26 protein-coding genes and 1 pseudogene are annotated in these 26418 nt (G+C 71.5%); 7 read left to right on the top strand and 20 right to left on the bottom strand.

All coding sequences use genetic code 11. The annotated features are described in order from the left end of the window. Positions 1-126 precede the first annotated feature (126 nt). Positions 127-1305, bottom strand: a complete 1179-nt coding sequence (locus ACERZO_RS02690) for a serine hydrolase domain-containing protein (RefSeq protein WP_372661095.1) — start codon at positions 1303-1305, stop codon at positions 127-129. 134 nt (positions 1306-1439) lie between these two features. Between ACERZO_RS02690 and ACERZO_RS02685 the strand changes: the two genes are divergently transcribed. Next, positions 1440-2108 (top strand): RraA family protein, encoded by a 669-nt coding sequence (locus tag ACERZO_RS02685; protein WP_372661092.1) that lies wholly within the window; start codon positions 1440-1442, stop codon positions 2106-2108. A 238-nt stretch (positions 2109-2346) separates the two neighbouring features. Here the strand turns inward: ACERZO_RS02685 and ACERZO_RS02680 are convergent, their stop codons facing one another. From ACERZO_RS02680 to ACERZO_RS02635, 10 genes and pseudogenes are all read right to left on the bottom strand, one after another. Next, positions 2347-3753 (bottom strand): dihydrolipoyl dehydrogenase family protein, encoded by a 1407-nt coding sequence (locus ACERZO_RS02680; RefSeq protein ID WP_372661089.1) that lies wholly within the window; start codon positions 3751-3753, stop codon positions 2347-2349. 1 nt (position 3754) lies between these two features. Beyond that, entirely contained in the window at positions 3755-4318 is a 564-nt protein-coding gene (locus ACERZO_RS02675; RefSeq protein ID WP_372661086.1) for a hypothetical protein, read from the bottom strand. An 88-nt stretch (positions 4319-4406) separates the two neighbouring features. Then, positions 4407-6695, bottom strand: coding sequence for a hydantoinase B/oxoprolinase family protein (locus ACERZO_RS02670; protein ID WP_372661083.1), 2289 nt, complete (start codon positions 6693-6695; stop codon positions 4407-4409). A 7-nt stretch (positions 6696-6702) separates the two neighbouring features. Beyond that, positions 6703-8805, bottom strand: coding sequence for a hydantoinase/oxoprolinase family protein (locus ACERZO_RS02665; protein ID WP_372661080.1), 2103 nt, complete (start codon positions 8803-8805; stop codon positions 6703-6705). 20 nt (positions 8806-8825) lie between these two features. After that, positions 8826-10403, bottom strand: a complete 1578-nt coding sequence (locus ACERZO_RS02660; RefSeq protein WP_372661076.1) for an FAD-dependent monooxygenase — start codon at positions 10401-10403, stop codon at positions 8826-8828. After that, positions 10400-11143 carry an alpha/beta fold hydrolase gene (locus ACERZO_RS02655; RefSeq protein ID WP_372661074.1) on the bottom strand — a complete coding sequence of 248 codons (744 nt, stop codon included), beginning with the start codon at positions 11141-11143 and terminating at the stop codon, positions 10400-10402. The genes ACERZO_RS02660 and ACERZO_RS02655 overlap by 4 nt, the downstream gene beginning before the upstream one ends. A gap of 38 nt (positions 11144-11181) precedes the next feature. Continuing rightward, positions 11182-12489 (bottom strand): MFS transporter, encoded by a 1308-nt coding sequence (locus ACERZO_RS02650; protein WP_372661071.1) that lies wholly within the window; start codon positions 12487-12489, stop codon positions 11182-11184. A gap of 178 nt (positions 12490-12667) precedes the next feature. Further along, positions 12668-12871, bottom strand: a complete 204-nt coding sequence (locus tag ACERZO_RS02645; protein ID WP_372661068.1) for a hypothetical protein — start codon at positions 12869-12871, stop codon at positions 12668-12670. 105 nt (positions 12872-12976) lie between these two features. Next, positions 12977-13619 (bottom strand): annotated as a pseudogene (locus ACERZO_RS02640) (type VII secretion protein EccC); the annotation flags it as partial. A gap of 222 nt (positions 13620-13841) precedes the next feature. Beyond that, on the bottom strand, positions 13842-14435 hold the full coding sequence (locus ACERZO_RS02635; protein ID WP_372661065.1) for a TetR/AcrR family transcriptional regulator: 594 nt from the start codon (positions 14433-14435) through the stop codon (positions 13842-13844). A gap of 136 nt (positions 14436-14571) precedes the next feature. Between ACERZO_RS02635 and ACERZO_RS02630 the strand changes: the two genes are divergently transcribed. Continuing rightward, on the top strand, positions 14572-15933 hold the full coding sequence (locus ACERZO_RS02630; protein ID WP_372661062.1) for an FAD-binding oxidoreductase: 1362 nt from the start codon (positions 14572-14574) through the stop codon (positions 15931-15933). Positions 15934-15949: 16 nt separating this feature from the next. Here ACERZO_RS02630 and ACERZO_RS02625 read toward each other — a convergent pair whose 3' ends face one another. From ACERZO_RS02625 to ACERZO_RS02610, 4 genes are all read right to left on the bottom strand, one after another. Further along, positions 15950-16816, bottom strand: coding sequence for a VOC family protein (locus ACERZO_RS02625; protein WP_372661059.1), 867 nt, complete (start codon positions 16814-16816; stop codon positions 15950-15952). Between the two features lie 4 nt (positions 16817-16820). Beyond that, on the bottom strand, positions 16821-17636 hold the full coding sequence (locus ACERZO_RS02620) for an alpha/beta fold hydrolase (RefSeq protein WP_372661056.1): 816 nt from the start codon (positions 17634-17636) through the stop codon (positions 16821-16823). 76 nt (positions 17637-17712) lie between these two features. Then, on the bottom strand, positions 17713-18345 hold the full coding sequence (locus ACERZO_RS02615) for a TetR/AcrR family transcriptional regulator (RefSeq protein ID WP_372661052.1): 633 nt from the start codon (positions 18343-18345) through the stop codon (positions 17713-17715). A gap of 56 nt (positions 18346-18401) precedes the next feature. Then, positions 18402-18830 carry an organic hydroperoxide resistance protein gene (locus tag ACERZO_RS02610; protein ID WP_372661049.1) on the bottom strand — a complete coding sequence of 143 codons (429 nt, stop codon included), beginning with the start codon at positions 18828-18830 and terminating at the stop codon, positions 18402-18404. Between the two features lie 150 nt (positions 18831-18980). On the opposite strand from ACERZO_RS02610, the gene ACERZO_RS02605 reads away from it, so the two are divergent. Both ACERZO_RS02605 and ACERZO_RS02600 read left to right on the top strand, forming a co-directional pair. Continuing rightward, positions 18981-19325: a hypothetical protein gene (locus tag ACERZO_RS02605; RefSeq protein ID WP_372661046.1), complete on the top strand. Its 345-nt coding sequence runs from the start codon at positions 18981-18983 to the stop codon at positions 19323-19325. After that, complete coding sequence (locus ACERZO_RS02600) at positions 19322-19945, top strand: chorismate mutase (protein ID WP_372661043.1); 624 nt, start codon at positions 19322-19324, stop codon at positions 19943-19945. Before ACERZO_RS02605 ends, ACERZO_RS02600 begins: the two co-directional genes overlap by 4 nt. A 43-nt stretch (positions 19946-19988) precedes the next feature. Here the strand turns inward: ACERZO_RS02600 and ACERZO_RS02595 are convergent, their stop codons facing one another. Both ACERZO_RS02595 and ACERZO_RS02590 read right to left on the bottom strand, forming a co-directional pair. Continuing rightward, positions 19989-20198: a hypothetical protein gene (locus ACERZO_RS02595; protein ID WP_372661040.1), complete on the bottom strand. Its 210-nt coding sequence runs from the start codon at positions 20196-20198 to the stop codon at positions 19989-19991. Between the two features lie 141 nt (positions 20199-20339). Further along, complete coding sequence (locus tag ACERZO_RS02590) at positions 20340-20753, bottom strand: MarR family winged helix-turn-helix transcriptional regulator (protein WP_372661037.1); 414 nt, start codon at positions 20751-20753, stop codon at positions 20340-20342. A 99-nt stretch (positions 20754-20852) separates the two neighbouring features. Between ACERZO_RS02590 and ACERZO_RS02585 the strand changes: the two genes are divergently transcribed. Together ACERZO_RS02585 and ACERZO_RS02580 are read left to right on the top strand one after the other, a co-directional pair. Continuing rightward, complete coding sequence (locus tag ACERZO_RS02585) at positions 20853-21638, top strand: alpha/beta fold hydrolase (RefSeq protein ID WP_372661034.1); 786 nt, start codon at positions 20853-20855, stop codon at positions 21636-21638. A 26-nt stretch (positions 21639-21664) separates the two neighbouring features. After that, positions 21665-22420 carry an MBL fold metallo-hydrolase gene (locus tag ACERZO_RS02580; RefSeq protein WP_372661030.1) on the top strand — a complete coding sequence of 252 codons (756 nt, stop codon included), beginning with the start codon at positions 21665-21667 and terminating at the stop codon, positions 22418-22420. A gap of 14 nt (positions 22421-22434) precedes the next feature. Here ACERZO_RS02580 and ACERZO_RS02575 read toward each other — a convergent pair whose 3' ends face one another. Then, positions 22435-23163, bottom strand: a complete 729-nt coding sequence (locus ACERZO_RS02575; protein WP_372661027.1) for an SDR family NAD(P)-dependent oxidoreductase — start codon at positions 23161-23163, stop codon at positions 22435-22437. 88 nt (positions 23164-23251) lie between these two features. Between ACERZO_RS02575 and ACERZO_RS02570 the strand changes: the two genes are divergently transcribed. Continuing rightward, positions 23252-23854 (top strand): TetR/AcrR family transcriptional regulator, encoded by a 603-nt coding sequence (locus tag ACERZO_RS02570; RefSeq protein ID WP_372661024.1) that lies wholly within the window; start codon positions 23252-23254, stop codon positions 23852-23854. Here ACERZO_RS02570 and ACERZO_RS02565 read toward each other — a convergent pair. Further along, a complete protein-coding gene (locus ACERZO_RS02565; RefSeq protein ID WP_372661021.1) occupies positions 23787-25244 on the bottom strand; it encodes an MFS transporter in 1458 nt (485 codons plus the stop codon). The two genes, ACERZO_RS02570 and ACERZO_RS02565, sit on opposite strands and share 68 nt — an antisense overlap. Positions 25245-25445: 201 nt before the next feature. After that, entirely contained in the window at positions 25446-26321 is an 876-nt protein-coding gene (locus ACERZO_RS02560) for a helix-turn-helix domain-containing protein (RefSeq protein WP_372661018.1), read from the bottom strand. Positions 26322-26418 lie beyond the last annotated feature (97 nt).

Genomic DNA, 26418 nt, shown 5'->3' with positions numbered 1-26418 from the left:
CCGGTCCACTGTGGCCGGACGACGCCGATCGCGGCCTTGTCGGCGGCACCTTTACCCGTATTTACGGATTTTTAGCGCCGCGGCGCCGCTCAGTCCTCCGGACCCGCGTGCCCCGGCCGGCTGCTCTCAGCCGGTGCAGAACACTCCGGCGATGAGCCTCCGCACCGCCGTCTGGTACGCCTCCGCGGGGGCGGCTCCGGTGTCCACGTAGGTGATGGAGGCGGTCATGGTCGTGCTGCCGTCCGGTGTGCTGTACACCAGCGTGCCGTAGCCCTGGACACTGCCGTTGTGGGTGTACAGCACGTTTCCGCTGCAGTTCGCGTCCGCGTGCAGTTCGAACACTCCCAGCCCGTAGTCGCTCGTCGGGTCGGGGGTCGGGTGCGGCTTCCGCATCTCGGCCAGCAGCGGCGCCGGCAGCAGTTTCCCGCCCAGCAGCGCGGAAAAGAAGGTGCCGAGGTCCCGGGTCGTCGAGATCATCTCCCCGGCGCTGGAGATCCAGGACGGGTTCTGACGGGTGATGTCGACCGTCTTCTCCTGCCCACCGTCGGAGTACCGGTAGTAGGCGTGGGCGTGCGGGCCGGGGAGCTCCGGCGACGTACCCGGCGCCACCGTGTCGCGCAGGCCGAGCGGGCGCAGGATCTGCCGCCGCAGCTCGTCGGCGAACGGACGACCGGTGACCTTTTCGACGAGGAGCCGGGCGACGACGTAGTTGGTGTTGGCGTAGCTCCAGCCGGTGCCCGGGGCGAACCGCGGCGGCCGGGACAGGGAGTACCGCACGAGCTCCTGCGGCAGGTAGGTGTGGAACCGGTTCTCCACCCAGTCCTTGCCGGACCACGGAATCCCGGGCGCGACCGTCCCGTCGTCGTAGTACTCGCCGGTGTGGTTGAAGAGCCCGCTGGTGTGCTGCAGGAGCATCCGCACCGTGATCCGCGGGTCGAACCCGGATTCGGGCAGGTAGCCGGCCACCGGGGTGTCGAGCCCGAGCCGGCCTTCGGCCACCAGCCGCAGCACGAGTGCCGCGGTGAAGGTCTTGGTCGTGCTGCCGATCCGGAACCGCCCACCGGTCGGCGGCTTGGCGGCCGCGCCCAGTTCCCGCAGCCCGGCACTGCCGGTCCAGTCACCACGACGGTCACGCACCCGCAGCTGCACCCCGGTGAACCCGGAGCCGACGATCGCCTGCAGCGTCGCGCGCAGGTCCGGCCGGTCCTGCGCCGCGGCCGCCGCCGGTACGGCCGTGCCGGCGAGCAGCGTCACCGCCAGCGCCGTCACCCCCACGCGCACCCTGTTCAGGATCCCCCTGGTCATCTTCGGAACCTCCGGTCCGTCGGCTTCGGTCATGACAGCCACGTTCGCGGAGCGCGCTGACACGAGGGGAACACCGCCCTGACACGGGCAGCTTCCGGTCCTGCCGATGGGTGGCCCGCGGTTACGATCCCGGCATGCCGGTGCACGACGAACTCGCCCGACAGTTCTCCGCGGTCGACACGACCGCGCTCTGCGATGCCGACAAAACCACTCGCGTGCTGCACAGCGCGATCCGCGCCCGCTCCGCTCGCACGCGGATGTTCGGGCCCGCCTTCACGGTCCGGTGCCGCGACGACTTCCTCGGCGTGCTCCGAGCGGTCGAAGCCGCCGAGCCGGGCGACGTGATCGTCGTCGACGGCGGCGAGCGCGAGATCGCCCTCGGCGGCGAGCTGTTCGCCCGCGGCGCCCTCGCGCGCTCCCTCGGCGGCCTCGTCGTCGACGCCGGCTACCGCGACATGGCCTACGTCTCCGGCTGCGAGCTGCCCGTCTACAGCCGATTCGTCACGCCGCTCTCCGGCACGTCGGCGAAACTCGGCGAGCTGCAGATCCCGGTCACCTGCGGCGGCGTCACGGTGAACCCCGGCGACCTCGTCCTGGCCGACGGCGAAGGACTCGTCGTGGTGGCCCCGGACCGGATCCGCGACCTGCTCACCGCCGCCCACGCCATCAAGAAGACCGAAACCGCGATCATCGACCGGCTCGACACGGGCGCCACCCTCAGCGACGCCTTCGCCCTCGCCGAGCACGTCGAAGCCCTGAAGCGGGGCGAGCCGTCGGCGCTCCGACCTCGCACCGTGCCCTGAACTTCCGGTCCACCGCGATCGGATGTGGCGGCCGGCGAGCGCCCCGATCGAAGGTCAACCGGCTCTCCGCCGCACCGTCGTCCGGTGCCTCGACCCGCTCGATCACCCCGAACTCCGCCAGGTTGCGCCGAGTGCGGACACCTCGATGGTGCCTCTTCACCGAGCCCTTGACGAAGAACGGCGTGCCGGTGCCCGGCCCCGCCGGATCGCGGCGGGGCCGGGGCGCCGGCCGGGTGGGTCAGCGGCCGTGGGCTTCGAGCAGCCGCAGCCACACCTCGCTGACGGTGGGGAAAGCCGGGACCGCGTGCCAGAGCCGGTCGATCGGCACCTCGCCGGCGACCGCGATGGTCGCCGCGTGGATCATCTCCGCGACGTCAGGTCCGACGAGGGTGAAGCCGACGATCACCTTGCGGCCCTCGTCGACGACCATCCGGGCGTGCCCGCGGTAGCCCTCGGCGTGCAGGGCGGATCCGGCGGTGGCGGCCAGGTCGTAGTCCACGACCCGGATGCGCAGCCCGGCCGCCTCGGCGTTGGCGGCGGTGAGCCCCACCGAAGCGACCTCGGGGTCGGTGAAGACGACCTGCGGGACCGCGCGCTCGTCGGCGGTCGCCGCGTGGCGGCCCCAGGGGGCGTCGTCCACGGGCTCGTCCTTCGCGCGGGCGACGATGACGTCGCCGACCGCGCGGGCCTGGTACTTGCCTTGGTGCGTCAGGAGAACACGCCGGTTGACGTCGCCGGCCGCGTAGAGCCAGTCGTTGACCCGCATCGTGTCGTCGACCGTCAGCCAAGCCCCCGGTGTCAAGCCGATGTTCTCCAGGCCGAGGTCCTGGGTGTTCGGCGTGCGGCCGATCGCGACGAGCAGTTCGTCGGCTTCGACCTGCTCGCCGTCGGTGAGCGTGATGGACACCGTGCCGTCGGCGTTGCGCTTGACGGACCCCGCTTCGGCGCCGATGCGGACCGCAACTCCCTTGTCCTGCAATGAGGCTGCCACCTGCTCACCGACGAACGGCTCTTGCATGTGCAGCACACCGTCGCGGGCCAGCATCGTCACCGACGACCCCAGTTCGCTGAACGCGGTCGCCATCTCCGAGGCCACCACTCCGCCGCCGATGACGGCGAGCCGAGCCGGAACCTCCTTCGCCGCAACGGTTTCGCGGCTCGTCCACGGCTTCGCGTCGCGGAGGCCTTCGATGTCCGGGACCAGCGCACTGCTGCCCGTCGCGACGATCACCGCGTGCCGCGCGGTCAGCGTCGTGGTGGTGCCGTCGGCACCGGTCACCTCGACGACCCGGGCCCCGGCGAGCCGGCCGTGCCCGCGGTACAGCGGAATACCCGCCGATTCGAGCCAGGACACCTGCCCCTCGTCGTTCCAGTCCGAGGCGAAGGAGTCGCGGCGCCGCAGCACGGCCGCCACGTCCAGCTCGCCGGTCACGGCTTCCCGCGCGCCGGGCACCTGCCGGGCCGCGCGCAGCGCCGCCCCGCTGCGCAGCAACGCCTTGGTCGGCATGCACGCCCAGTAGGAGCACTCGCCGCCGACCAGTTCCCGCTCTACGATGGCGGCGGTCAGCCCGCCCTGGACGATCCGGTCGGCCGCGTTCTCGCCGACCGGGCCCGCGCCGATGACGACGACGTCGTAGCCGGTCACGTCAGTTCCCCTTGGCGGCGCGGCCGAGCCGGATCGCCGAGACGAGGAAGAAGATGCCGCCGAGGACGGCGTAGCCGGCCACATTGGCCAGCGACGGGTCGGCCGCGGAGGCGCCGATGACGAAGTTGGCGCCGGCCAGCACGGAGATGCCGCCGCTGAGCATCATCGGCCACTGGCCGCCCATCTTGCGGCGGCGGACGCCGACGATCAGCTGGACCACGCCGGCCACGATCGCCCAGACACCCCACACCCGCAACACGCCCGCCACACCGGACGCGGACGCGACGCCGATCCCGATGGCCGCGAGCAGGCTGATCGCCATGTTCACGTACAGCGCGGTCACCGATCCGCCGCTCTTCGCCGAGCGAGCGTCCACAATGGCCGAACCGACGTCGAACAGCGGGTAGAGCACGGCCAGGACGATGCCGACCGCCCCCAGCCCCGACTTGGTCGTCAGGAACACCAGGACCGCCCACACGATGGCGAACGCGAACCGCACGAAGTACAACCGGCGCAGCGCCGGAGCGAACCCACCTACGGCGGGCGAGTCGACAGTAGTCACCATTTCCCCTTTACAAGACCGAACGTTCTATCTCATCTCAGCTTGCCAACCCCGTCGCGCGATGTCAAGACAGATCGTTCTATCCAGAGTCTTACGTCCAGGTCCGGTACTCATCGGCGGGCAACGGATGGTCCACCGGCACGACGCGGGAGTGGACCGCGGTCAGGCAGCCGGGACAGCAGAGCTGACGGAAGACGATCTCCGCGTCGACGTACTCGAGCGGGTCGTGCCAGATGTGCGGGCCCGCTTCGGTCGGCGCCGCGTCCCGGCGGGTGAGCCCGGCGACGAACGCGCCCCCGTCCAGCGGCCCGATCTCGGTTCCACAGTGGACGCAAGCCACCATGCCACTCCCGAGTACCGCGAGGTTGTCGTCGAGCCGGCGCACCTCGCCCAAGTCCGGTGTGCCGATCGGCTTGAGCGCGGCGCCCGGCGAACGACGGCGTCGCAGCTTCTCACGGGCCCCGTCCGTCGCGGTCACATCCACTTCGCCGTCGCGGAGCACGACGCCGTAGACGTCCCGTGCGGCATCGGACGACACTCGCACCTGCTGCACGTCTTCGCGCACGCTTTCCGGCGACCGCAGCAGCGGGTCGCCGTAGCCGCCTCCGGCCTGCCAGTGCAGGTAAAGCGCGTCACCGGGACCGAGGTCCGACTCCCCCTCGCACGGCAGCACCTCGATCTCCCCGCCCAGCTCGCCCAGGTGGCCGGGGATGGTGACCGCCTGGGCGAGCTGGGGTCGGTGCACCCCCCGCACGACCAGGTCGAGCTGGGAGTTGCCCGGATAACCGCCGGCCAGGCCGACGTTCTGGTTCGCGACCTTGCCGGTGCCGGACACGACCAACGACAACGTCCCGTGCTGGTCGGGGTGCTGGACGTAGCAGACCGAGCCGCTCATCCCGCCCCGCTGCCGCCCCGGTCCGCCGGAGTCCGTCTGCTCCCGGCGCCACAGGGCGACCAGCGGGTAGAGGTACTCGGTCATTTCGACGTCCGGTGCCCGCGCGGAAGGGATGATGAGCCGGCCGCCGGTGTCGACGCCGTCGTGGTGCACCTGCGCCCCGTAGCCGCCGGCCATGACGTCGAAGACCGGGGACACGAAACCCTTGCTGCCGCCGCCGCGGGTGTCCACACCGGACACCACGCAGAGGTCCGTGGTGCCGTTGCAGATGGACTGCACGTCGGCACGGTGGTCCGGTTCGGCGTCGAGCATCTTCGCGAGCACTTCGGCGACCAGGTTGCCGGAGCCCCACGCCGGCCCGAACGGGCCCTTGCCGACCGCGGCGGGGAAGGACGCGTTGGTGATGGTGTCCTCGTCGGTGATGATCTCGAAGCAGCGCATCAGCCCACCCGCGGCCCACGGGATGTCCCCCGCCAGCAACGGAAGCATCGTGAACACGATCCCGGCGCGCAGCCCCGGGTAGGGACAGTTGATGATGCCGGTCTGCCCGGCGGTGCCGCGGAAGTCGAAGACGAGCTTGCCGGCTTCCTTGGTCATCGCGACCTTGATGGCGTGCAGGCCGCGGTCGCCGGTCCGGGACTGCTCCTGGTAGCCGACCGCGGACCAGGTTCCGTCGGGCAGCTTTTCGAGCTTGGCGCGCAGCCGGCGTTCGGCGTCGTCCATCATCCGGCGCATCACCGTCTTGACCGTGCCGGCGCCGTACTTGGTGATGAGCCGCAGGATCTGCTCGGCCGCGTTCTTGTTGGCCGCGATCTTGGCGCGCAGGTCCAGCCCCACCAGGTGCGGCAACCGCGACCGGCGGACCCACGCGTCGGCGACGTCGCGCTGCAGCACGCCGCCGCGCACCACCTTCATCGGCGGCGTCGGCACGGCTTCGCCGAAGACGTCGTGGGCGGACGGGCTGAACGAGCCCGGCCGCGGGCCGCCGAGGTCGACCTGGTGGGCGATGGCCGTCGTCCAGCCGAACAGCTTGCCGTCGTGGAAGATCGGCGCGAGGACCGCGGCGTCGTTCTGGTGCAGCCCGCCGCCGATCCACGGGTCGTTGCACAGGAACATGTCGCCCTCGGCGATGCCGGGGTTGTCGCCGCGGTGGCGCAACGTCCAGGTGATGGCCAGGTCCATCGACCCGATCAGGCCGATGTTGTAGGTGCCGACCTGGACCTGCTCGCCGAGCTCGTCGCAGATGGAGAAGTTGAAGTCGTTGGACTCGGTGACGACGTGCGAGCCCGACATGCGCCGCAGCGTCTCCCCCATCTCCTGGGTGATCGCCCAGAGCCGGTGCCGGACGACTTCGTAGGTCAGGGCGTCGACCTCACCGTCGTCCACCTGGTGCAGCGGCAGGGACGGCGAGATCTGCCGCAGCAGTTCCTCGCGGGGCATCGGGCGGCTGGTGAACTCGTCCGCTCCGGGGATTCGGGAAGTCATGGTGTCCTCACTGGTAGCGCAGCACGAGGTTGCCGAGGTGGTCGACGCGGCCGGTGACCCCGGCCGGGACCACGACCACGGTGGTCGGGACGTCGACGATCGCCGGGCCGGCGAGCTCGTGGCCCGCCCGCAGCCGCGCGTAGTCGTAGACAGGGGTCATCACGTAACCGAGCTGCGAATCGAGGCAGACCGAGCGTTCCCCGAGCAGCGCCGCACGCGGGTCGGGTCCCTCGGCCGCCGGGATTTCCGGCAGCGCGACCGGGAAGCCGAGACCGGCCTTCGCGCGGACGCGGTAGGTGATCGCCTGCACCCCCGCCTCGCGGTACCCGGCGCCACTGCCGTTGATGCGCTCGTACTGCTCTTCGAAGCGCTCGAGGATCTCCTCGCCGGTGCGCTCGGTGAACTTCGCGTCCGGCACGGCCGTCGCGAGCTCGGTGACCTGCATCGAGTAGCGGAGGTCGATCTCGCGGTGCAGCGTCACGTCGTGGAACTTCACCTTCTGCCGGTCGAGCGCGCGCTGCAGATCGGCCTCCAGCCGCGCGAAGTGCGACTCGAGCACCGTGTGGCCGACCGGGAACGCCGACGGGTCCGACAGTTCCGCGCTCAACGCGACGTCCGACGCCGCCAGCCCGTACGCCGAGAACGCCGACGCCACCGGCCCGAGCGGCACGACGACCTCCCGCACACCCAGGTCCTGGCAGTACCCGGCGCAGTGCGCGGGACCGGCGCCGCCGAAGGCGTAGGCGACGAAGTCCCGCGGGTCGTACCCGGCCTGGACGACCGCGCGGCGCAGGAGGTCACCCGCCTGCGCGTTCTGCACCTCGTGGATCGCGATGGCGGCCTCCTCGACCGTCAGCCCCAGCGGCTCGGCCACGTGGACCCGGATCGCCTCCCGCGCCAGGTCCAGGCGCAGCGGCTTGCGGCCGCCGAGCAGGCCGCGCTCGCTCAGGATGCCGAGCACGAGGTTGGCGTCGGTGTTCGTGGGCCGCGTGCCGCCGTTGCCGTAGCAAGCCGGGCCGGGGACGGCTTCGGCGCTCTGCGGACCGAGCCGCAGGTTCCCGCCTTCGTCCACGGACGCGAGCGCGCCACCGCCGGATCCGATGGTGTGCACGCGGATCGTCGCCGCGTTGATCGGGAACTGGTTCACGATGGACCCCGGCGCCATCACCGGCTCGCCGTCGACGATCAGCCCCGCGAGGAACGTCGTGCCGCCGACGTCGGTGGTGATGACGTTGCGGTGGCCCAGCTGCCCGGCCAGCCGCATCCCGCCGACGACGCCTCCGGACAGCACCGACCCCACGGTCGTGATGGCGTGCTCCGGCGCGCGGTCGGCGGTGATCGTGCCGCCCTCGCTCTGCATCACCAGCAACGGTCCTTTGAGGCCGTTCTCCTCCAGGTGCTTCTGCAGCGGCAGCAGGTAGGTCCGCAAGCGGGGACCCACCTGGGCGTTCATGATCGTCGTCGACGTGCGCGCGAACTCGCGGATGCGGGGACTGACCTCCGAGGACAGCGTGACGTACATGTCCGGGGCGATCTCGTGGATCAGTTCCCGCACGCGCTGCTCGTGGACGCCGTTCTTGAACGACCACAGCAGGCAGACCGCGATCGCCTCGACACCTTCGTCCACAAGGGACTGTGCGACGCGACGGACCTCGGCTTCGTCCAGCGGCACCAGGACCCTCCCGGCGTGGTCGATCCGCTCGGTGACCTCCAGTGCCCGGTACTTCGGCAGCAGCGGCGCGGGTTTGCGCTGCCGGAGCGTGTCCTGGATTTCGTGGGCCGAGCGGCCGAGGGTGCGGCCCTCGGCGTTCATGATGTAGATCGCGTCCCGGTGGCCCTTGGTGGCGATCAGCCCGACGTCGGCGACCTGCCTCTGGACCAGCGCGTTGATCGAGGCGGTCGTGCCGTGGGCGATGTAGTCGGTCTGCGAAAGCAGTTCGCCGACGCCGATGCCGAGTTCGGCGGCGAGGTCCTCGATCGCGCGCATGACCCCGGCTTCGCGGTTCGGCGGGGTCGTCGGCGTCTTGGCCGACACGATCCGGCCGGCGCCGTCGGAGGCGACCGCGTCGGTGAACGTGCCGCCGACGTCGATGCCCAGTGCGTATGGCATTTGTCTTCTCCTGGTGTCCGTTATCGACGGCGGGCGGTGACTGTGCCGAGGAGTTCGGCCGGCCGCGCGTCGGCGCCGCCCATCCAGGCGACGTGCTGGTCGGGACGCACGAGCAGCAGCTCCGCGGACCACCGGGCCGGCAGGTCGACGACGGTGAGCGGGATCCCGAGCTCGCGGGCGGCGAGGGTCCACGGCGTGATGGCGATGCCCGGGTCCGTGCGCAGCAGGGTGAAGCCGGAGCCGAGCACGTCGAACACCGGCCGACCATCGTCGAGCCACACGTGCGGCAGCCGGAACCCGGGCCGCGCGCGATCCTGGTAGCCGCCCATGGTGATGTCGGCGTGGTCTTCGCCGCCGACCACCAGCGGCGAGCCCGCGTAGTGGTAGCCGAAGCTGAAGCCGTCGGGGGAATACCGCCGTGGCTCGGTTTCGGCCAGCCGCTCGGCGAACTCCGCCCGGGCCCGCTCGCCTCCGGGCCCGGCCAGGTGGATGTCCGGCGAGACGTCCGCGAACGACGTCCGGGCCTGCGCGCCCACCGCGGCGGCGAACTGCTCACCGACCGGCTTGCGCTCGAGTTCGTAGGCGTCCAGCAGCTCCGGCGGGGCCCAGCCGTGGTGGACGGCCGCGAGCATCCACGCCAGGGTCGCCGCGTCCTGGATGCCCGCGTTCATGCCGAATCCCCCGACGGGGATCCAGATGTGGGCGGCGTCGCCGGCCAGGAACACGCGACCGGCGCGGTACCGCCGGGCGACCAGCCGCCGTCCGGTCCAGCGGACCACGCCGAGCACCTCGTGCTCGACCGGCCGGCCCACCGACTCCCGCAGCAGCTGTTCCGGGTCTTCGCCCTCGGTGTCGTGGTCCGGGGCGAACGCGACGTGGTTGAGCCACAACGACTCCCCGTCGATGGCGATCAGCGACGCGATCCGGCGGCCGTACGTCCAGTACGTCCAGGCCCGGTCTTTCGCGGCGAGCCGGCCCAGCTCGGGCGAGCGGACGAAGGTCGACACGAACCGCTGGATCGCGTCGACGCCCTCGTACTTGATGCCCAGCTCCCGGCGGACGGTGCTGTGGGCGCCGTCGCAGCCGGCCACGTACGCGTAGCGCTGCGTGCGCCGGGCTCCGGCGGTCTCCAGGACCGCTTCGACGTGGTCGTCGTGCTGCCGGAGTTCGACCAGGCGGGTGCCGCGCTCGAAGGTCAGGCCGGGGAGCTTGCGCGCGTGCTGCTCGAGGATGGGTTCGAGGTACAGCTGGGAGATCCGGTGCTGCGGCTCCGGGGTGGGCCAGCCGTCCTTGCCGACGCCGGCCAGGACGTCGTGCGCGGACGGCAGGTCGATCCGGAAGATCTCCTCACCGTCCACTGTCGTCCGGTACCGGATCGACGTCGGGTAGTCCCCGGGCAGCCCGGCCCGGCGGATCTCGTCCGCCAGCCCGAGCCGCCGGAAGATCTCCATCGACCGCGCGGACGTCGTGTTGCACCGGGGGTTGACGGGCCGCTCGTCAGTGGCCTCGACGACGTGGCAGGGCACGCCGCGCTGCGCGAGGTCGATGGCGAGGGTCAGGCCGGCGGGGCCGGCGCCGACGATCAGGATTCCGGTCATGCGCTCAGGAACTCCCCTGCCAGCTTGGTGAACTCGTCCGGCCGGTCGACGTGGATCCAGTGCCCGGCGCCCGCCACGACGTGCAGGCGACCGTGCGGCAGGGCGTCGGCGAGGCGCTCGGAGACCTCGATCGGCTGGACCCGGTCGCGCTCGCCGTGCAGGGCGAGGACCGGGGTGGTGATCTTGGTGAGGTCGACCGGCGGCGGGCCGCCCACGACGTCGGCGAACATCGACCGGAACGCCGCCTCCGCGCCGGGGCGGAGTGCTTGCTCCAGCCGAAGCCCGGTCAGTTCGTCCAGGAGTCCTTCGTGGACGCTCTCGTCGGCGACCAGCCGGCCGAGGGTGGCCCGCATGGACCTCCGGGTCGGGTTGTCGTAGAAGGGAACCGTCGTGGGCGACGGTCCCGTGCCCGCCCCGCCCATGACGACCACGCGGCCGACCCGATCGGGTGCCACGGACAGCAGGGCCAGCGCCGCGGCACCGCCCGCGGCCGAGTTGCCGACCAGGTGCACGCGGTCCAGCCCGTGGCGGTCGAGGAGGTCGAGGACCTGCCGGGCACGGACGAGCGCCCACGCCCGCGGTCCCTCGATCCCGCCCGACCCGGCGAGCTGCGTGCCGAAGCCGAGCAGGTCGGGGGCCAGGCAGCGGAACTCACCGTCGAACCCGGCCCGCACGCTCGCCCAGTTGCTCGCGGCGTCCACGCCGGGCCCGCCGCCGTGCAGCAACACCAGGGCAGGCACGTTCGTCCTCCGTTGTGGATCGTACGTCGGGAGCCCCGTCACGGCAGCCGCGCGACGGCTCGAGCGGGTTCGTTCTCGCGCACCCGGCCGAACCGGGCGAGCAGGAGCGTCGCGACGGCACCGAGGACACCGGGGATCGCGAAGAAGCGGAACATCGAGGCCGGCGCCCAGCCCGCCTGCAGCAGGAACCCGGCGAGCAGCGGGGCCAGGACGGCACCGAGCCGGCTCACCGCGACCGCCATGCCGAGGGCGGTCGCGCGGGCTTCGGCCGGGTACAGGCTCGGCACGATGACGTTGATCCCGGTGACCGTCCCGTTGAGGAACAACCCGACGAGCACCGCCACGACCAGGGCGACCGCCAGCGTGCCGAGCGAGAAGGAGAACAGGATGAGGGCGAGGGCGCCGATGCCGAAGTAGGCGGCGGTCAGCCGGCGCGGGCCGAACCGGGACACCAGCAGTCCCAGCAGGACCGCGCCCGTCACGCCGCCGAGGCTCAGGAGGACACCGCCGCTGATGCCCTGGCCGCTGGACATCCCGGCGTTCAGCAGCAGGCTGGGCGTCCACGAACTGGCGAAGTAGAACATCAGCTGCGCGGAGACGAAAGCCACCCAGACCAGCACGGTCCGCACCGCGTTGCGCCCGCGGAACAGCGAGTCGAGGACCACCTTGCGCGTCGCGGCCGCCGACGGCGCCGCGGGCAGCTCGTCGACCGGAGTGCGGCCCATCGAGACGAGGATCCGGTTGAGCTTGTCCAGTGCCTGGCGGGGACGCCGGGCGACGAGGAAGTCCATCGACTCCGGCAGGAATCGCAGTGCCACAGCGAAGAGGAGCGCCGTGACGAGGGCGCCGAACACGAAGACCGAGCGCCAGCCGAACGCGCCCAGCAGCACGCTCGACGCGATTCCGGCGATCACCGAACCCAGGCCGTAGCCGGTGGTGATCAGCGCGACCACCAGCCCCCGGCGCCGGTGGTTCGCGTACTCGGAGGTGAGCACCGGCAGGCTGGCCGCCATCGCACCCACGGCCGCTCCCGTCACCACCCGGCAGGCGAGCAGCTGGCCGAAGTCCTGCGCCGCCGCGGCGGCGAGCATGCCCAGCGAAGCCAGGGCGAGACAGCCGAGGGTGAGCCGGCGGCGGCCGACGCGGTCGGCCAGCGGGGCGAGGAAGAGCCCGCCGACGGCCATGCCGGCCAGCCCGCCGCTGAGCAGCACGCCCACCGCCGACGGGGACAAGCTCCACTGCCGGGTGATCGCCGGGCCGACGTAGGAGGTGACCAGGAGGTCGAACCCGTCGATCAGGTTGATCACGAGGCACAGCACGACCGCTCTCACCTGAGCGCGGCTCATCGGTGAGTTCTTCACCTGTTCAAGGACGTTCAAGGGAAACCTCGCTTCGTTGCGGCGGCCGGTTACGTCCCCCCGGGGAAGCTCTGTATGTAGCGCTCACTCTACAACTCGGCCGATCCGTTGGCTACCGCTGACTCGCCGTTGCCGCACCGTCTCGCTCGGCGAGGCCCGGAGGAGATCAGTCCGGCAGGCGGCGCGGCGAGCCGAGACTCCTGGCCAGCACCACATCCATGGCCCGATCCGCCAGCACCCGGCCCAGCGCCACGCTGCGGCAGGAATTGCGGCCGTGGAACGTGCCCGTGGTGGTCGTCGAGCCCGGCAGATTCCAGTCGCGGAACCGGGCGAGCACCGAGACCGCGGTGGCGGCCGACCGCGTGACCATGGGCGAGACCGCGGGGCGTCAGTACGGTTCCGCGATGGACACGTGTCTGGCGCTCACAACTTGTGCGGACGCATGCCCTCGGCGGCGGCTTCGATGTCCAGCTCCACCCTGCAGGCACACCGCGGCGAAGCCCCGCAACGCGATCTGCGCCGGCAGGTCCGGCACGATCGAATGCGCCCGCACGAACCGGCGCAACGCCAAGGTCGACATCGGCTCCAGCTCGTCCACCGGCCCCGTCTGCGGCGGCACGAGCCGCGTGGCCAGCCGGTGCGAACTCCGTCCCACGCGCAGGTGCAGGAAGTCCGAGTGGTTCTGCCGCCGCTCCCACATCCGGCGGCTCGCCCCCAGCGACCACAGCGACTGCGGTTCCGGGTGCACCCACTCCAGGGCAGCGCGCTGGTCGACCATCGCCTCCCGCGCGCGGTCACGCATCTGCCCGAGGTAGCGGAGGTAGTCCTCGCGGTCCTCGTCCATCTCGGCGCGCTTGGCGCCACCGCCCTTGCCCCCGCCGCCGGCCATCATCCCGAGCGTCCCGACGACCGTCGTGGCGCCCAGGGCGATCGTCAGCGGGTTGCGCCGGCCGGCAGTGAAAAGGAAGACCAGCAAACCCAGCGACGCCACGATCATCACGGCCGGAAGCGCTTTCAGCACGATGTTGCCGGGGCACCTCGGGCGGCGGCTCGAGGTGGACTTCACCACCAGGCGGCCGCGGTGCGCCAGGCCCGAGACGATGGCCCAGCTCCCCCACACGCGGAGGACGCCGCGGCCCAGACGAGGGCGAAGGCGAAGCGGGTGAAGTACAACCGCCGCAGCGACGGTGCGAGGGCACTGGAGGCAGTACTCACGGGGGTCTCCTTCGGTGGACACGCGGCGCCCGGATCACTCCTTGTATGGAGCGATCAATACACAACCCACCGTAGTGACGATCCCAACCCTCGTCAAGACCGAACGTTCTACCCCGGAAGCGGGGTCACTTCCCCACGGAGGCGAGGCGGTGTTCCAGGATCCCGTCGACCCCCTGGCGGAACGTGTCGCAGACTTCGGCGGGATCCGCCAGGCAGCCCGCCGCCATCGCGCCGTCGCGCAGCATCACGAAGTGCCGCCCCGCCGGCTCCGGCGGAGCCTCGCCCACCTGCGCGAGCCGATCGGTGACCGTGCGGAAGAACCACTCGCGATGCGCGAGGACGGCCCGGTGCACGGGGTGAGCGGGGTCTGGGTACTCCGCCACCGCGTTGAGGAACGCGCAGCCCCGGAAGTGGGCCGACCCGATGCCCTCGGCGATCGACTTGGCGATCGCCCGCAGGCCGTCGGCCGCCGGCAGGCCACCGGCGACAGCCTTGTCGATCCCTTCGCGCTCCATCTCGTGGACACCCTCCAGGTAGGCGACGACGAGGTCGTCCTTGCTGGGGAAGTGCCGGTACAACGTGGCGCGGGTGACCTGTGCTTCCGCGACGATCCGGTCGATCCCCACCGAGTGCAGGCCCTCGGCGTAGAAGATCCGCGTGGCCGTCGCGAGCAGCCTCGACCGCGCTTCGGAAACCTGACCACGAGCGTTGCGCACCATCTTTCAAGCTTAGCAGATAGAACGGTCGGTATCACTACGCCAAGTCACATTGTCGCGGAATAGCGCGCGGTTGGAGTGAACGCTACATTCAAAGAGGAGAACGTTCGGTACTCCCCTGCCTCGACGAAGGACGCCCATGCCCCACACCCGCGACCACGCCCGTTCGCTCGCCGACGCCCACCGCGCGCTGCGCACCTGGGTGCCGGACCGCCAAGTGCACTCGTCCGGCCCGGGCTACGCCGACAGCGTCGCCTTGTGGAACGGCGCCGTGACACACCGGCCCGCCCTCGTGCTGACCTGCACCTCCACCGTCGACGTGGTGCTCGGTGTGCGTACCGCCCGCGAGTTCGGCCTGCCGCTCTCCGTCCGCTCCCGCGGCCACGACTGGGCCGGTCGCGCACTGACCGACGGGGGCCTGACCCTGGATGTGCGGCCGTTGAGCGGGGTCCGCGTCGATCCCGCCACCCGGTCCGCCGAGGTCGGGGGCGGCGCGTCCGCCAACCACCTGCTGGCCGCGGCCGGCGAGCACGGTTTGGTCGCCGCGACCGGCACCATCGGCACGGTCGGGGTCGCCGGGCTCACCCTGGGCGGCGGCTACGGGCCGCTGGCCGGGCGGATCGGCCTCGCCGCGGACAACCTGCTGGCCGCCGAAGTCGTCACGGCCGACGGATCGGTCGTGCGCACGGACTCCCGGCACGACCCGGACCTGCTGTGGGCCCTGCGCGGCGGAGGGGGCAACTTCGGCGTCGTCACGTCGATGACCGTCCGGCTGCACGCCGTGCCGGCGGTGGTGACCGGCCTGGTGCGCTACCCCTGGCACCAGGCCGGGCAGGTGCTGGCGCGGGTGCGCGAGGCGCAGCACGGGGCAGCCGACGACCTGACGATCCAAACCGGCGCGATCGCCGCACCGGACGGTTCGCCCGCGCTGCTCGTGCTGCCGACCTGGGCCGGCGACGTCGCCACCGGCGAGGACCCCGCGGGGCCGGTGGCGGCGCTGACCCGCCTCGGCGACCCCCTGCTCGCCCAGCTGGCCACCGTTCCCCACGCGAGCGCGATCGCCGGGCGGGACGCGATGTTCCCCGACGGCAGGCACGTCACCATCCGGACCCGCTCGGTGCCCGGGCTCGACGAGGACGTCATCGACGTCGTCGAGCGGTTCGGCGGCCGGCTGCCGACGCCGCTGTCGGGGATCAGCCTGCACCACTTCCACGGCACCGCGGCGAGGGTCGACGCCGCCGACACCGCGTTCGGCCTTCGCCGGCCGCACCTGATGGCCGAGATCCTCGCCATCGGGGAGGACACCGGAGGCTGGGCGGACGCGGCGTCGGCTGAGCTAGCCGGGCACGCTTTCCCCGGCGGGTACGCCAACCTGCTCGGCCCGGACGCGACCGACCAGATCCCCCACGCCTACGGCGACAACCTGCCGCGGCTGCGGCGCGTCAAGGCCGCCGTCGACCCCGACGGCGTCTTCTCCGCGACGCCGTTGCCGATGAGCTGAAGGCCGCCCGCGAGGCTCAGGACTTCGGCGCGGCGAACGGGTTGGCGTCCGCGTGGTGGTGCCCCCACTCGTCCGAGCGCCCGAAGTCGTGCGGCACCCAGTCGTCGCCGACTTCGATGCCGCCGCAGCCGATCTCCAGGTGGAAGCCGCTGGGGTTGCGGACGTAGAAGGAGATCGCCTTGTCGTTCATGTGCCGCCCCAGGCTGATCGAGATCGGCACGGCGTTGGCCTGGGCCCGGTCGTAGGCCCGCCCGACGTCGTCGATCGAGCCGTGTTCGAGCTCGAGGTGGTGGATCGACGCGGTTTCGGCGTTGGCGAGCGCGATGCTGTGATGGGTCCGGTTGCAGCGGAAGAAGAACAGGCCGGGCGCGCGGTAGTCGGTCAGCTTGAATTCGAGCACCGACTCGTACAGTTCGCGCAGTTCCTCGAGCTTCGGGCTGGCGAGCACGAAGTGCCCCAAGCCGGTGACGCCGGGGCCACCGACGGGACGGTCGACGCCGAGGCGCACCTTGGCTTCCCCGACCGCCAGCTCCACGCGGTAGCCGACCGGGTCAGTGAACCAGCGCAGCTGCGTGGCGCCGCGTAGTTCGGCCTCCTCCGCGGTCGCGTCGGAGACGGTGAACCCGGCGTCGGTGAGCCGCCGGGTCAGCCGGTCGAGCTCGCGGGGCGAGTCGACGATCCAGCCCAGCTCACGCGGACGGTCCACAGTGGACGGATGAAGGGCGAGACGGTACTTGAACTCGTCGAGCTCGGCGAGGACGACCTCGTCCGTACCGGACTTGGCGTGGGTGACGCCGACGCCCAGCGTGCGCACGAGCAGGTCCGTCCACGCGTCGACGTCGGTGACCTCGAGGCCGACGTAGCCCAGCTTCCTGATTCCCACGGTGTCATCCCTCCGCCGCGGCGGCCGCGCCGCCCTGCAGGAACTCGCGGACGATGTGGTTGAACTCGGGCGCGCGCTCGTACTGGACCCAGTGCCGGCAGTGCGACAGCACGCGCAGCTCCGCGTTCGGGATGCCGTCGAGGATCGTGGGCGCCCAGGTCAGCGGCACGGTCTGGTCCTCCCGGCCCCACACGAGCAACGTGGGGGCGGCGATCCGGCCCAGGTCGGGGGTCAGGTCGCCGAAGTTCGGCGGGATCGGCAGCTCGGGGTGCGCGCGCAGGCTCGATTCGTACCGCTCGTCGACGAGCGCTTCGGTCGCCAGCGACTCGTCGTACACCATCAGGCGCACGAACTCGGCCATCGCGTCGCGCGAAGGCTTTTCCGCGGCCATGTAACCGAAAAGGCGTTCGAGGCCGACGGGCCAGGGCGGCGCGTCGGCCGGCAGGACCCCGCCCGGCGCCATGAGCACGAGCCGGTCCACGCGCTCCGGGTGCCGCATCGCGATCCGCATGGCCACGGCGCCGCCGTAGGAGTTGCCGACCAGGTGGGCCCGCTCGATCCCGAGCGCCGTCATCGCGCGGCACACGCGATCGGCGGCGTGGAAGATCAGCGGCTCGTCCGTCTCGGGCCGCGGGGACTCGCCCCAGCCCGGCAGGTCGACCACGATGTTCCGGTGGTCGGCGAAGGCGGCCAGGTTGCCGCCGAAGTTGCTCATCCCGGTGGCGCCCGGCCCCGAGCCGTGCAGCCACACGACCGGGCTGCCCGAACCGGCCTCGGTGTAGGCCAGCCGGGCGTCACCGACATCCAGAGTGCTCGTCACTGTGCCGCCCCATTCGTTGTATGTAGCGCTCACTATACAACGGGCGGCGGCGTTATCAAGGACGATCGGGAAGAGGTCAGCGCTTGCGCTTGGCCGCCCGCTGGTCCGCCAGGCCGCGGATCAGGGTGACGAAGGGGGCGACCTGCGAGCTGTAGCTCGCGCCGTCGAAGCTGTTGGTCACCGAAAGCCCGTCCGTCAAGGCACGCCCGAGGATCGCCAGCTCCTGGACGAGGGCTTCGTTGTTCTTACCGCCGTTGGGGGCGAAGATCGGGGTGAGCGCGGCGACCCAGGAAGCGTGAGCGTAGTCGCGGATGCGGCGCACGGTCGCCCGCACCGCCTCGGCGTCCTTCTGCGGGCCGACACTGATGGCGACGAGCAGCTGCAGGTAGTCCGGCCGGCGGTCGAGGGAATCGCAGGCCGCGGAGAACCACGCCTCGAGGCGGTCGAGCGGCGCCAGCTCGTCGAAGGACGACGGGTTCGGGAACAACGCGTGCAGCTCGTCGAAAGTCCGCTCCAGCAGCGCCGCCAGGACGCCGAGCTTGTTGCCGAAGTGGTAGTAGATCGAGCTCGGCGGCAGTCCGGACTGGGCACTCAAGTCCGAAATGGCCATGCCGTCATAGCCTTTTTCCCCGACGAGGGCGCGCGCCGCGTTCAAGATGACCTCTTGGCTGCTCAAGCCGGCAGCCGTCGCTGCGGAGTCCCTCACCATCCGGCCATGATAGGTCCGCGCCGGGCCGGTGTTCCCCACCGACCCGGCCGCGAGCCTCAGGCGACGGTCGCGTCGACGGTCACCGGGATGTTGCCGCGCGTCGCGTTGGAGTACGGGCAGATCGCGTGGGCGCCCTCGACGAGCTGGTCGGCGGTCGCCTGGTCCACACCGGACAGTTCGGCGTGCAGCGCCGCGCCGAGGGTGAACCCGCCTTCGGGCGTCGAGTGCACCTGCACCTCCGCGACGACGGCGGAGTCGGTGACCTTGACCTTCCGCTGCGCCGCGACGGCCTTCAGCGCCGAGTGGAAGCACGAGGCCCAGCCCGCCGCGAACAGCTGCTCCGGGTTGGTCGCACCGCCGGGGCCACCCATTTCCTTGGGAATCGCCAGGGAAATGTCGAGCAGGCCGTCGTCGGACCGCGCCTGCCCTCCCGCGCGCCCGTCGCCGGTCGAGGTGGCGATGCCGAGGTACAGAGGCTTGGTCATGACGGGAATCCCTTCACGATCGCGGACCAGTCCGCGATACCGAACGTTCTATCCCGCTCACTGTGGACCGCCGGGTCGCGCCAAGTCAAGACCGAACGTTCTATCTTACAGTGCTATAGTGATCGTTACATACAGTCGGAAGGGGCACCCGTGACACGGCAACGCTGGTCGTTCGAGGACATCCCCGCCCAGCACGGCCGCGCCTGCCGGTTCACGGCGGCCTGCAACCGGGCCGAGCCGGCGAACCTGCTGTTCGCCCACGAACTCGACCGCCGCCTGCGAGCTGCCGGGAGCCCGACGATCGCGGTGGCCGGGCACCCGGGCCTCGCCCGGACCGGGGGCGGGCGCGAAAGCGGGCGCACGGGCTACCCCGAGCTGGTCACCTCCAGCGCGCTGCCCCACGACGACCGCCTGCGGCGGCGGCTGCGGGCGGCGTCCGAGCACCTCACCGGCGTCACCTACCTTCCCATCCACGAAAGCGAGGCAAGCAGTTGAGGACGAGCACGAAGGTGGCCCGCGGCATCGCCGCCACGGCACTCACGGTCGCCGGCACGATGACGCTGACCGTCCCCACGGCCACGGCCGCCGAAGTTCCCGCCGGGCTCTCGGCGAACAGCGCGATCGGCAGCCTCGGCCCGCTGACCGATCTCGTCGTCGAACGCCTGCGCGTCGGCGACGACGTGGCCGCGGCCAAGTTCGGCACCGGCTCACCGATCGACGATCCCGCCCGCGAAGAGCAGGTGCTGAACCAGGTGCGCGCCCAGGCCGCGGCCATCGGCCTGGACCCGGACGCGGCGGCGGCGTTCTTCCGCGACCAGATCACCGCCAGCAAGGTGGTGCAGCGCGGGCTCTTCGCCCGCTGGACGGCACACCCGGACGAGGCCCCCACCACCCGCCCGGACCTGGGTGAGATCCGCACGCGGCTCGACCGGCTCACCACGGACCTGCTCGCGCGACTGGCGTCCACTGTGGACATCCGAGCCGAGCGGACCCCGTGCACCGTGCAGCTGGTCTTGGCGACCGGTTCGGCGGTGGTCCTGGATCGGCTCGACGCGCTGCACCGCGAGGCGCTCGGGACCGCCGTGCATTCAGTGTGCGCGATCGGCCCGGCGTAGCCGAATTCTCAGCCGAAGGCCGCCGGCCTGAGCAGCACCTCGCTCAAGCCGGCGGCCAGTTCCGCAGCGCGAGCTCCGCCACCCGCTGCAGCTCCTCCCGGGTCGCGCCGCCCGCCGCCTGCACGGCCAGGCCGTTCGCGATCGTCATGACGAAGCGGGCGATCAGCTCCGGCTCGGCGACGGTGGGCAGATCACCCTCGTCGACGGCCCGCCGAAAGCGCTCGCGCAGGTGCTCCTGCCCAGTGCGCGCCACGCGGCCAGAGTGTCGTGCGCGCCCGACAGCAGCTTCATGCTGGGCGCGAACGTGTACGTCGACGGCGGCGAGAACCAGATCTGAGCCCCGACCGGGCGGCGCGCCGACCCATACCGGCGCGGCGACCGCGGCCCGGCACCGTCAGCGCGGCCAGGCGGCCCTGATCAGGAGTTCGTGCAGGACAGCCTGCTCGGCCTCGGTCAGCGTGCCGATGGTCTCGGCCATGACGGATTCCACGACGGACGATCCGGCCTCGAAGGCACGCTCGCCATCGCCGGTCAGGTGGTGGCGGGTGGCCCGGCCGGGCCCGTCCACCCGCTTCAGCAAGCCCCGCTCGATCATGCGCTTGGCGAGGGCCCCCATCGACTGGTCGGTCTGGAAGGTCAGCTCCGCCAAGGTGTGCAGCGTGGCGTCCGGCTGCTGGTGCAGGTGCCGGAGAACGTCCCACTGCACCAGGGAAAGCCCGTGTTCGGCCAGCCTGCGGTTGGCCTCGCGGTGGTGACGCCACTGCAGCCGCTTCACAGCGAGCCCGATCTCCTGGAGCGACGGTGACACCGACGCAGCGTAACCCACCATTCGCGCCCCTCCCACTTGGCAAACTAAGCATGTTTATATAAGGTTGTTTACACAGCTTAGCCGAGAAGGAGAGATCGCATGAGCAACTCCGTCCCCGCCGGCAGCCTCCGGCCCACCCGCACCGTCAGCACGCCCGTCGGCGGCGGTGTGATCACCGTCGAGGACCGCGACCACACCCGCCCCTTTCTGCTCCTGCACGGCGGGGGCGGCCCGGCGACCGTGACCGGCTTCGCCGAGCTGCTCGCCCAGCGCACCCACGCTCGCGTGCTGACCCCGACCCACCCCGGTTTCGCGGGCACCCCCCGGGTGGCGGGCCTGGACTCCACCCGGGCGCTCGCGGCGGCCTACGTCGACCTGCTCGACGAGCTCGGCCTCGGCGACGTCACGGTGATCGGCAACTCGTTCGGCGGCTGGCTGGCCGCCGAGATGGCGCTCCTCGGCAGTCCCCGGGTCAGCGGCGCGGTGATCGTCGACGGAATCGGCGCCGAGGTCGAGGGGCACCCCGTGACCAGCGTCGCCGGTCTCACACCCGCCGAGCTGGGCAAACTGTCCTTCCACGACCCGAGCAAGGCCCCGGCGCCGCCCGCCGCCGGCGGGACCGCACCGGGCCCGGACGTCCAGGCGCTGATCTCGTACACGGGGCCGGCCATGTCCGATCCGACCCTGCTGGACCGGCTCCGCACGCTCGGCGACCTGCCCGTCCACGTCATCTGGGGCGAGAGCGACGGGATCGTCAGCACCGAGTACGGCAAGGCCTACGCGGCGGCGATCCCGATGGCGAAGTTCACCGTGCTGCCCCGGTCCGGGCACCTGCCGCAGGTCGAGACGCCCGAAGAGCTCCTCGGCGCCATCACCGACCTCTGACCGTTCCCGGAAAGGAGCACCACGACATGAGCACCTCCCTCGCGGTCACCCGGATCGCCCACGCGTGCCAGCTGATCGAGCTCGGCGACCTGCGGATCCTCACCGACCCGTGGTTCACCGAAACGGCCACGTACCACCAAGGCGAGCGGCTCGCGGCGCCCGTGTCCGCATTCGGCCGGCTCGACGCGGTCGTGATCAGCCACGAGCACTACGACCACTGCGACCTCGACGCCCTCCTCGCCGGCGGCCTCGACCCGGACACCCCGGTCATCGGACCGGGCACCGTCACCGCCCTCGCGAAGGACAAGGGATTCACCACCCTGCACACCATCGAGGCGTGGGAGTCCGCCCGGGTCGGCGACCTCACGGTCACCGCCACCCCCGGCGAGCACGGCGTCCACGAGGTGACGTTCGTGCTCCAGGCCGGCGGCCGAACCGTGTTCTTCGGCGGCGACTCGCTGCGGGTGCCCGAACTCGACGAGATCCCCGATCGCCTCGGACCGGTCGACCTCACGATCCTGCCCACCAACGGCCTCTGCATCCGACCGGCGAACCTGGCCCAAGTGGTGATGGACGCCGAGCAGGCGGCCGAGCTGACCGCCGTGCTGCGGCCGGCACTCGCCGTCCCCCACCACTACGCCTTCCACAGCGGCTACCTCGGCGACCGCATGATCACCAAGGGCGATCAGGATCCGCGCCACTACGCCGACGCCGTCGCCCGCCTCGCGCCGGACGTCGAGGTGCGGATCGCACTGCCCGGGGTCCGGGTGGTCGTCCCGTAGCGGCCCGATCCGCGTCACCCGGCGAGTGCGGCGAGATCGAACGCCTGCGGTGCACCGGTGAGGGTCGCTTTCGCCTCGGCGCCGATGCGGTCCAGGATCTCGATGTCGCCGGCTTCGAGCCCGTCGAGCGCCGTCCGGGCGAGGGCGGCCGGGTCGAGCATGACCTCTTCGGGAAGCTCGAGCCCGGCCGCCCGCACGTAGTCGCGCAGCGTCTCGGTCGCGATCAAGCCGGGAACCAGCGCGGCCACCAGGGTGCCCTGCGGCTCGAGCTCCACGCGGACACCGTTGGTCAACCCCCACTGGGCGGACTTCGCGGCGGCATAGGACGTGTTGCCGTCGACCGTCGTCCACGCCACCGCGGAGAGGACGTTGAGGATGGCGCCACCGCCGTTGCGGGCGAGGATCGGGGCGAACGCCCGGATCATCGACAGGGTGCCGTAGAAGTTCGAGTCCATCACCTGCCTGATCGCACCGAGATCGCCGGTCGTGAGGTTGCCTCCGGCCGTGAAGGCCGCGTTGTTGATCAGGACGTCCACATCCGGGGCCGCCGACGCCGCCGCGTCCACGGCCGCCTGATCGGTGATGTCGAGGCGCAGCACCTCGGCGCCCGGGAGGTCGACCAGCTCGGGCCGGCGTGCGGTGGCATAGACCTTCGCCCCCCGCCGCAGCAGTTCCTTCGCGAGGTGGTGGCCGAGTCCGCGGTTCGCGCCGGTGACGAGCGCGGTCGCGCCGTGCAGCTTCATGCTGTCCTCCATAAAATGACCGATCGGTCAAGTTAGGATCGACGCTACACATAAAATGACCAGCGGGTCAAGTTGCTAGGATGACGCGATGTCGTCTTCCGCCCGTCGCCCGCGCTCCGACGCGATGCGCAACCGTGAACGCGTTCTGGCCGCGGCCGAGGACGAGTTCGCCGAAAAGGGCATCGAGGCGTCGGTCTCGGACATCGCCCGGCGCGCCGGGGTCGCCAAGGGGACCGTGTTCAGTCATTTCGCGACGAAGGAGGAGCTGATCGTCGCGGTCGTGGCGAACCACCTGGCGGAACTGAGGGAGGTCGCGGAGCGGCTGGCCGAAGCCCCGGACCCGGGCGCGGCGCTGCTGGAATTCTTGACGGTGGCAGGAGATCGCCGCCGGCAACGCGACCTGACGTTCCTCATCTCGGCCGGCGCCGGCGACGCCACGGTCACGGAAATCCGGAACAGCCTGCACGCGGACGTGACCGTGCTGGTCGACCGGGCACGTGGGTGCGGTGCTCTCCGCCACGACGTCACGGGCACCGACGTGTTCTTGCTGATCTGCGCCCCGGTGCACGTCGTCGAGAACCTGCCCGGCGCCCCCGCGGATCTGTGGCTGCGCTACCTCACGATCATCTTCGACGGCCTCCGGCCGGAGGGCGCCAGCCCACTCCCCCGTCCGGCACCGGATTGGGCCTAGCGAGCGGAACCCGTTCGGTTCGCAGCGACAGCAGGGCGGAGCCGAACAGCAGCGTGGCGATGAGGAGCGAGACCGCGGTGATGGCGGCGGTCGACCCGTACGCGCCGGCCACGGTGAAGAAGAGACCCCCGATGATCGCGACCGACAGGGCCGCGCTGAGCTGCAGGGTCGCGTTGACCAGGCCGCTGGCCAGCCCGGCGAACGCGCGCGGCAGGTGGGTGACCGTGATGCGGATCAGCGACGGCAGCGCGAGCCCCTGGCCGAAGCCGATGAGCGCCAGCGGCGCCGCCATCCACGGCGGGTGGCCGAAGGCGACGATGAGCCCGGCGAAGGCGAGGAGACCGGTGGTCTCCAGGCACAGGCCGAGCGCGGCGATCCGGCGCCCCATGACCCGCACGAGGTACGGCACGGTCAGCGGGCCGATCAGGAACCCGATGCCCAGCGGCAGGATGTCCAGGCTCGCCTGCAGCGGCGTGCGGCCGACCGTCTGCTCGTGTTCGGAGAAGACGAGAAAGAACGCGGCGATCGAGTAGAACAGGGCGACCGAAACGAGGGCGATCCGCACCCCGGGCGCGGTGATCGCTCCGGGCGGCACCAGGGCCGTGACGCGTCCGCGCCGGCCGCTGCCGAGCGATGACTCGTAGCGCCAGAACCCGCGCAGCAGGATGACGGCGGCGACGACCAGGACGAAGCACCACCACGGCCAGTCCAGGGCGCGCCCCTCGACCAACGGGATGACGATCCCGGCCAGACCCGCGAAGAGCAGGGTGGCGCCGATCCAGTCGAGCCTTTCCGCGCCGCGGGTGTGCGGGTCGCGCAGGAACAGGCTGCCGAGGAGACCCAGGGCCGCGACGGGCAGGTTGATGAGGAAGATCGCCCGCCAGCCCAGGCCCCAGACGTCGGCGGTGACGAGGAGGCCGCCCAGGGATTGGCCGATGACCGCGGCGAGGCCGAGGGTCGCACCGTGGAAGCCGAGGGCGACCGTCTGGTCACGGCCGTCGAGGCTCGCGCGGATGAGGGCCAGGGACTGCGGCGCCATGAGCGCGGCCGTCAGACCTTGCAGGACGCGCCCGGCGAGGAGCAGCCAGGGGTCGCCGGCCGAGCCGCACAGCAGCGAGGCGAAAGCGAATCCGAGGAGGCCGATGAGGAAGGCTCGCCGCCGCCCGTACAGGTCGCCGAGCCGGCCGCCGAGGGTGAGCGTCACGGCATAGGTGGCGGCGTAGCCGGCCACGATCTGCTGGCCCAGGAGGTCGCCGCCACCGAGGTCGTCTTGGATCGACGGGATGGCGAGGTTGACGATGAAGAAGTCCAGGGGCGGCAGCAGCGTGCCGGCCAGCAGGGTGACCACGCCCACCCACGTCCGGGCGGCCGTTTTCGATGTCGAAGTCATTACCTGGTCACGCTTTCGGTTACGACCGGCGCGCCGGTGGAGCACGCGTCAGCAGGTGAAGGAGGTCCGCGAACACGGATCGGGGTGGGCATGTCGAGGTCACCGACGTCGGCGAACGCCGGCGTGGCGGGTCGCGTCGGCACGAGCTCCGGACGAGCGTCGGTTATGCGGCGGTCAGCCGCAGGGCGCCGAGCGAGGTGGTCATGCTCGGGTGTCACCTTTCTCCAGGGCTTCGTCCTCGTCGGCGTCGTCGGAGCGGGCCGCCTGCTCGGCCAGCCGGCGCAGGAGGACCAGGCCGTCGTGGCCGGCGCTACCGGGCTCGGCGCTGTAGACGGACAGGTGCTGTCCGGGGGCGCTGGCGACGGCCAGCGTCTCGAAGTGCAGCCGCAGCTCCCCCACCTGCGGGTGCACGAAGTGCTTCACCTCGGTGGTTCGCGGACGCACTTCGTAGCGGGCCCACAGGTTCGCGAACGCCGGGCTGCGCAAGGTCAGTTCGCCGACGACCCGCTCGATGTGCTCGTCCGCGGGGAACTGTGAGGACGACGCGCGCAGGTTGCTCACCGCAAGCCGCGACGCGGCGTCCCAGTCACCGTAGAAAGACCTGGCGTACGGGTCCAGGAAGATCATGCGCAGCAAGTTGTCGTACCGGGCGAAGCCGCGGTAGAGCTCCCGGGCCATCGCGTTCGCGGCGAGGATGTCCTGCGCCGCACCGACCAGGAAGGCGGGCACGTCCGACAGGCCGTCCATCAGCCGGATCAACTGCGGGGCGACAGTCAGCGACGTGGCCGCGGTCGCCCCGAACACCGGCAGGGCGAGCCGGAACAGGTGCGCCGCGGCGGCGTCGTCCAGCTGCAACGCGCGAGCGATCGACTGGAGCACCTGGTCGGACGGGTGCCGCTCACGGCCCTGCTCCAGCCGGACGTAGTAGTCGGTGCTCACCCCGGCGAGCAGCGCCACCTCGTCGCGCCGGAGCCCCGGCACCCGCCGCGGGCCGTCGTCGGGCAGACCGACGTCCCGCGCCTGGAGCAGGGCCCGTCGCGCTCGCAGGTAGGCACCGAGCTTGTTCTCACTGTCCACGACGACGACAGTAATCCGGGCCGGGTCCCCGAGCGTGGGTGCAACGCACCCACGTCCGCCGGACCAGGACCTCGTTCACGGCGACGTGGCGGAACCC

The organism is Amycolatopsis kentuckyensis, from assembly GCF_041679295.1.
Lineage (GTDB): Bacteria > Actinomycetota > Actinomycetes > Mycobacteriales > Pseudonocardiaceae > Amycolatopsis > Amycolatopsis kentuckyensis_A.
This window is presented reverse-complemented; position numbering and strand designations above follow the sequence as displayed.

Coding starts and splice junctions, on each gene's coding strand:
- ACERZO_RS02690 (WP_372661095.1), bottom strand. CDS start 1,305: ATGACCAGGGGGATCCTGAACAGGGTGCGCGTGGGGGTGACGGCGCTG.
- ACERZO_RS02685 (WP_372661092.1), top strand. CDS start 1,440: ATGCCGGTGCACGACGAACTCGCCCGACAGTTCTCCGCGGTCGACACG.
- ACERZO_RS02675 (WP_372661086.1), bottom strand. CDS start 4,318: ATGGTGACTACTGTCGACTCGCCCGCCGTAGGTGGGTTCGCTCCGGCG.
- ACERZO_RS02670 (WP_372661083.1), bottom strand. CDS start 6,695: ATGACTTCCCGAATCCCCGGAGCGGACGAGTTCACCAGCCGCCCGATG.
- ACERZO_RS02665 (WP_372661080.1), bottom strand. CDS start 8,805: ATGCCATACGCACTGGGCATCGACGTCGGCGGCACGTTCACCGACGCG.
- ACERZO_RS02660 (WP_372661076.1), bottom strand. CDS start 10,403: ATGACCGGAATCCTGATCGTCGGCGCCGGCCCCGCCGGCCTGACCCTC.
- ACERZO_RS02650 (WP_372661071.1), bottom strand. CDS start 12,489: ATGAGCCGCGCTCAGGTGAGAGCGGTCGTGCTGTGCCTCGTGATCAAC.
- ACERZO_RS02645 (WP_372661068.1), bottom strand. CDS start 12,871: ATGGTCACGCGGTCGGCCGCCACCGCGGTCTCGGTGCTCGCCCGGTTC.
- ACERZO_RS02635 (WP_372661065.1), bottom strand. CDS start 14,435: ATGGTGCGCAACGCTCGTGGTCAGGTTTCCGAAGCGCGGTCGAGGCTG.
- ACERZO_RS02630 (WP_372661062.1), top strand. CDS start 14,572: ATGCCCCACACCCGCGACCACGCCCGTTCGCTCGCCGACGCCCACCGC.
- ACERZO_RS02615 (WP_372661052.1), bottom strand. CDS start 18,345: ATGGTGAGGGACTCCGCAGCGACGGCTGCCGGCTTGAGCAGCCAAGAG.
- ACERZO_RS02610 (WP_372661049.1), bottom strand. CDS start 18,830: ATGACCAAGCCTCTGTACCTCGGCATCGCCACCTCGACCGGCGACGGG.
- ACERZO_RS02585 (WP_372661034.1), top strand. CDS start 20,853: ATGAGCAACTCCGTCCCCGCCGGCAGCCTCCGGCCCACCCGCACCGTC.
- ACERZO_RS02580 (WP_372661030.1), top strand. CDS start 21,665: ATGAGCACCTCCCTCGCGGTCACCCGGATCGCCCACGCGTGCCAGCTG.
- ACERZO_RS02575 (WP_372661027.1), bottom strand. CDS start 23,163: ATGAAGCTGCACGGCGCGACCGCGCTCGTCACCGGCGCGAACCGCGGA.
- ACERZO_RS02570 (WP_372661024.1), top strand. CDS start 23,252: ATGTCGTCTTCCGCCCGTCGCCCGCGCTCCGACGCGATGCGCAACCGT.
- ACERZO_RS02565 (WP_372661021.1), bottom strand. CDS start 25,244: ATGACTTCGACATCGAAAACGGCCGCCCGGACGTGGGTGGGCGTGGTC.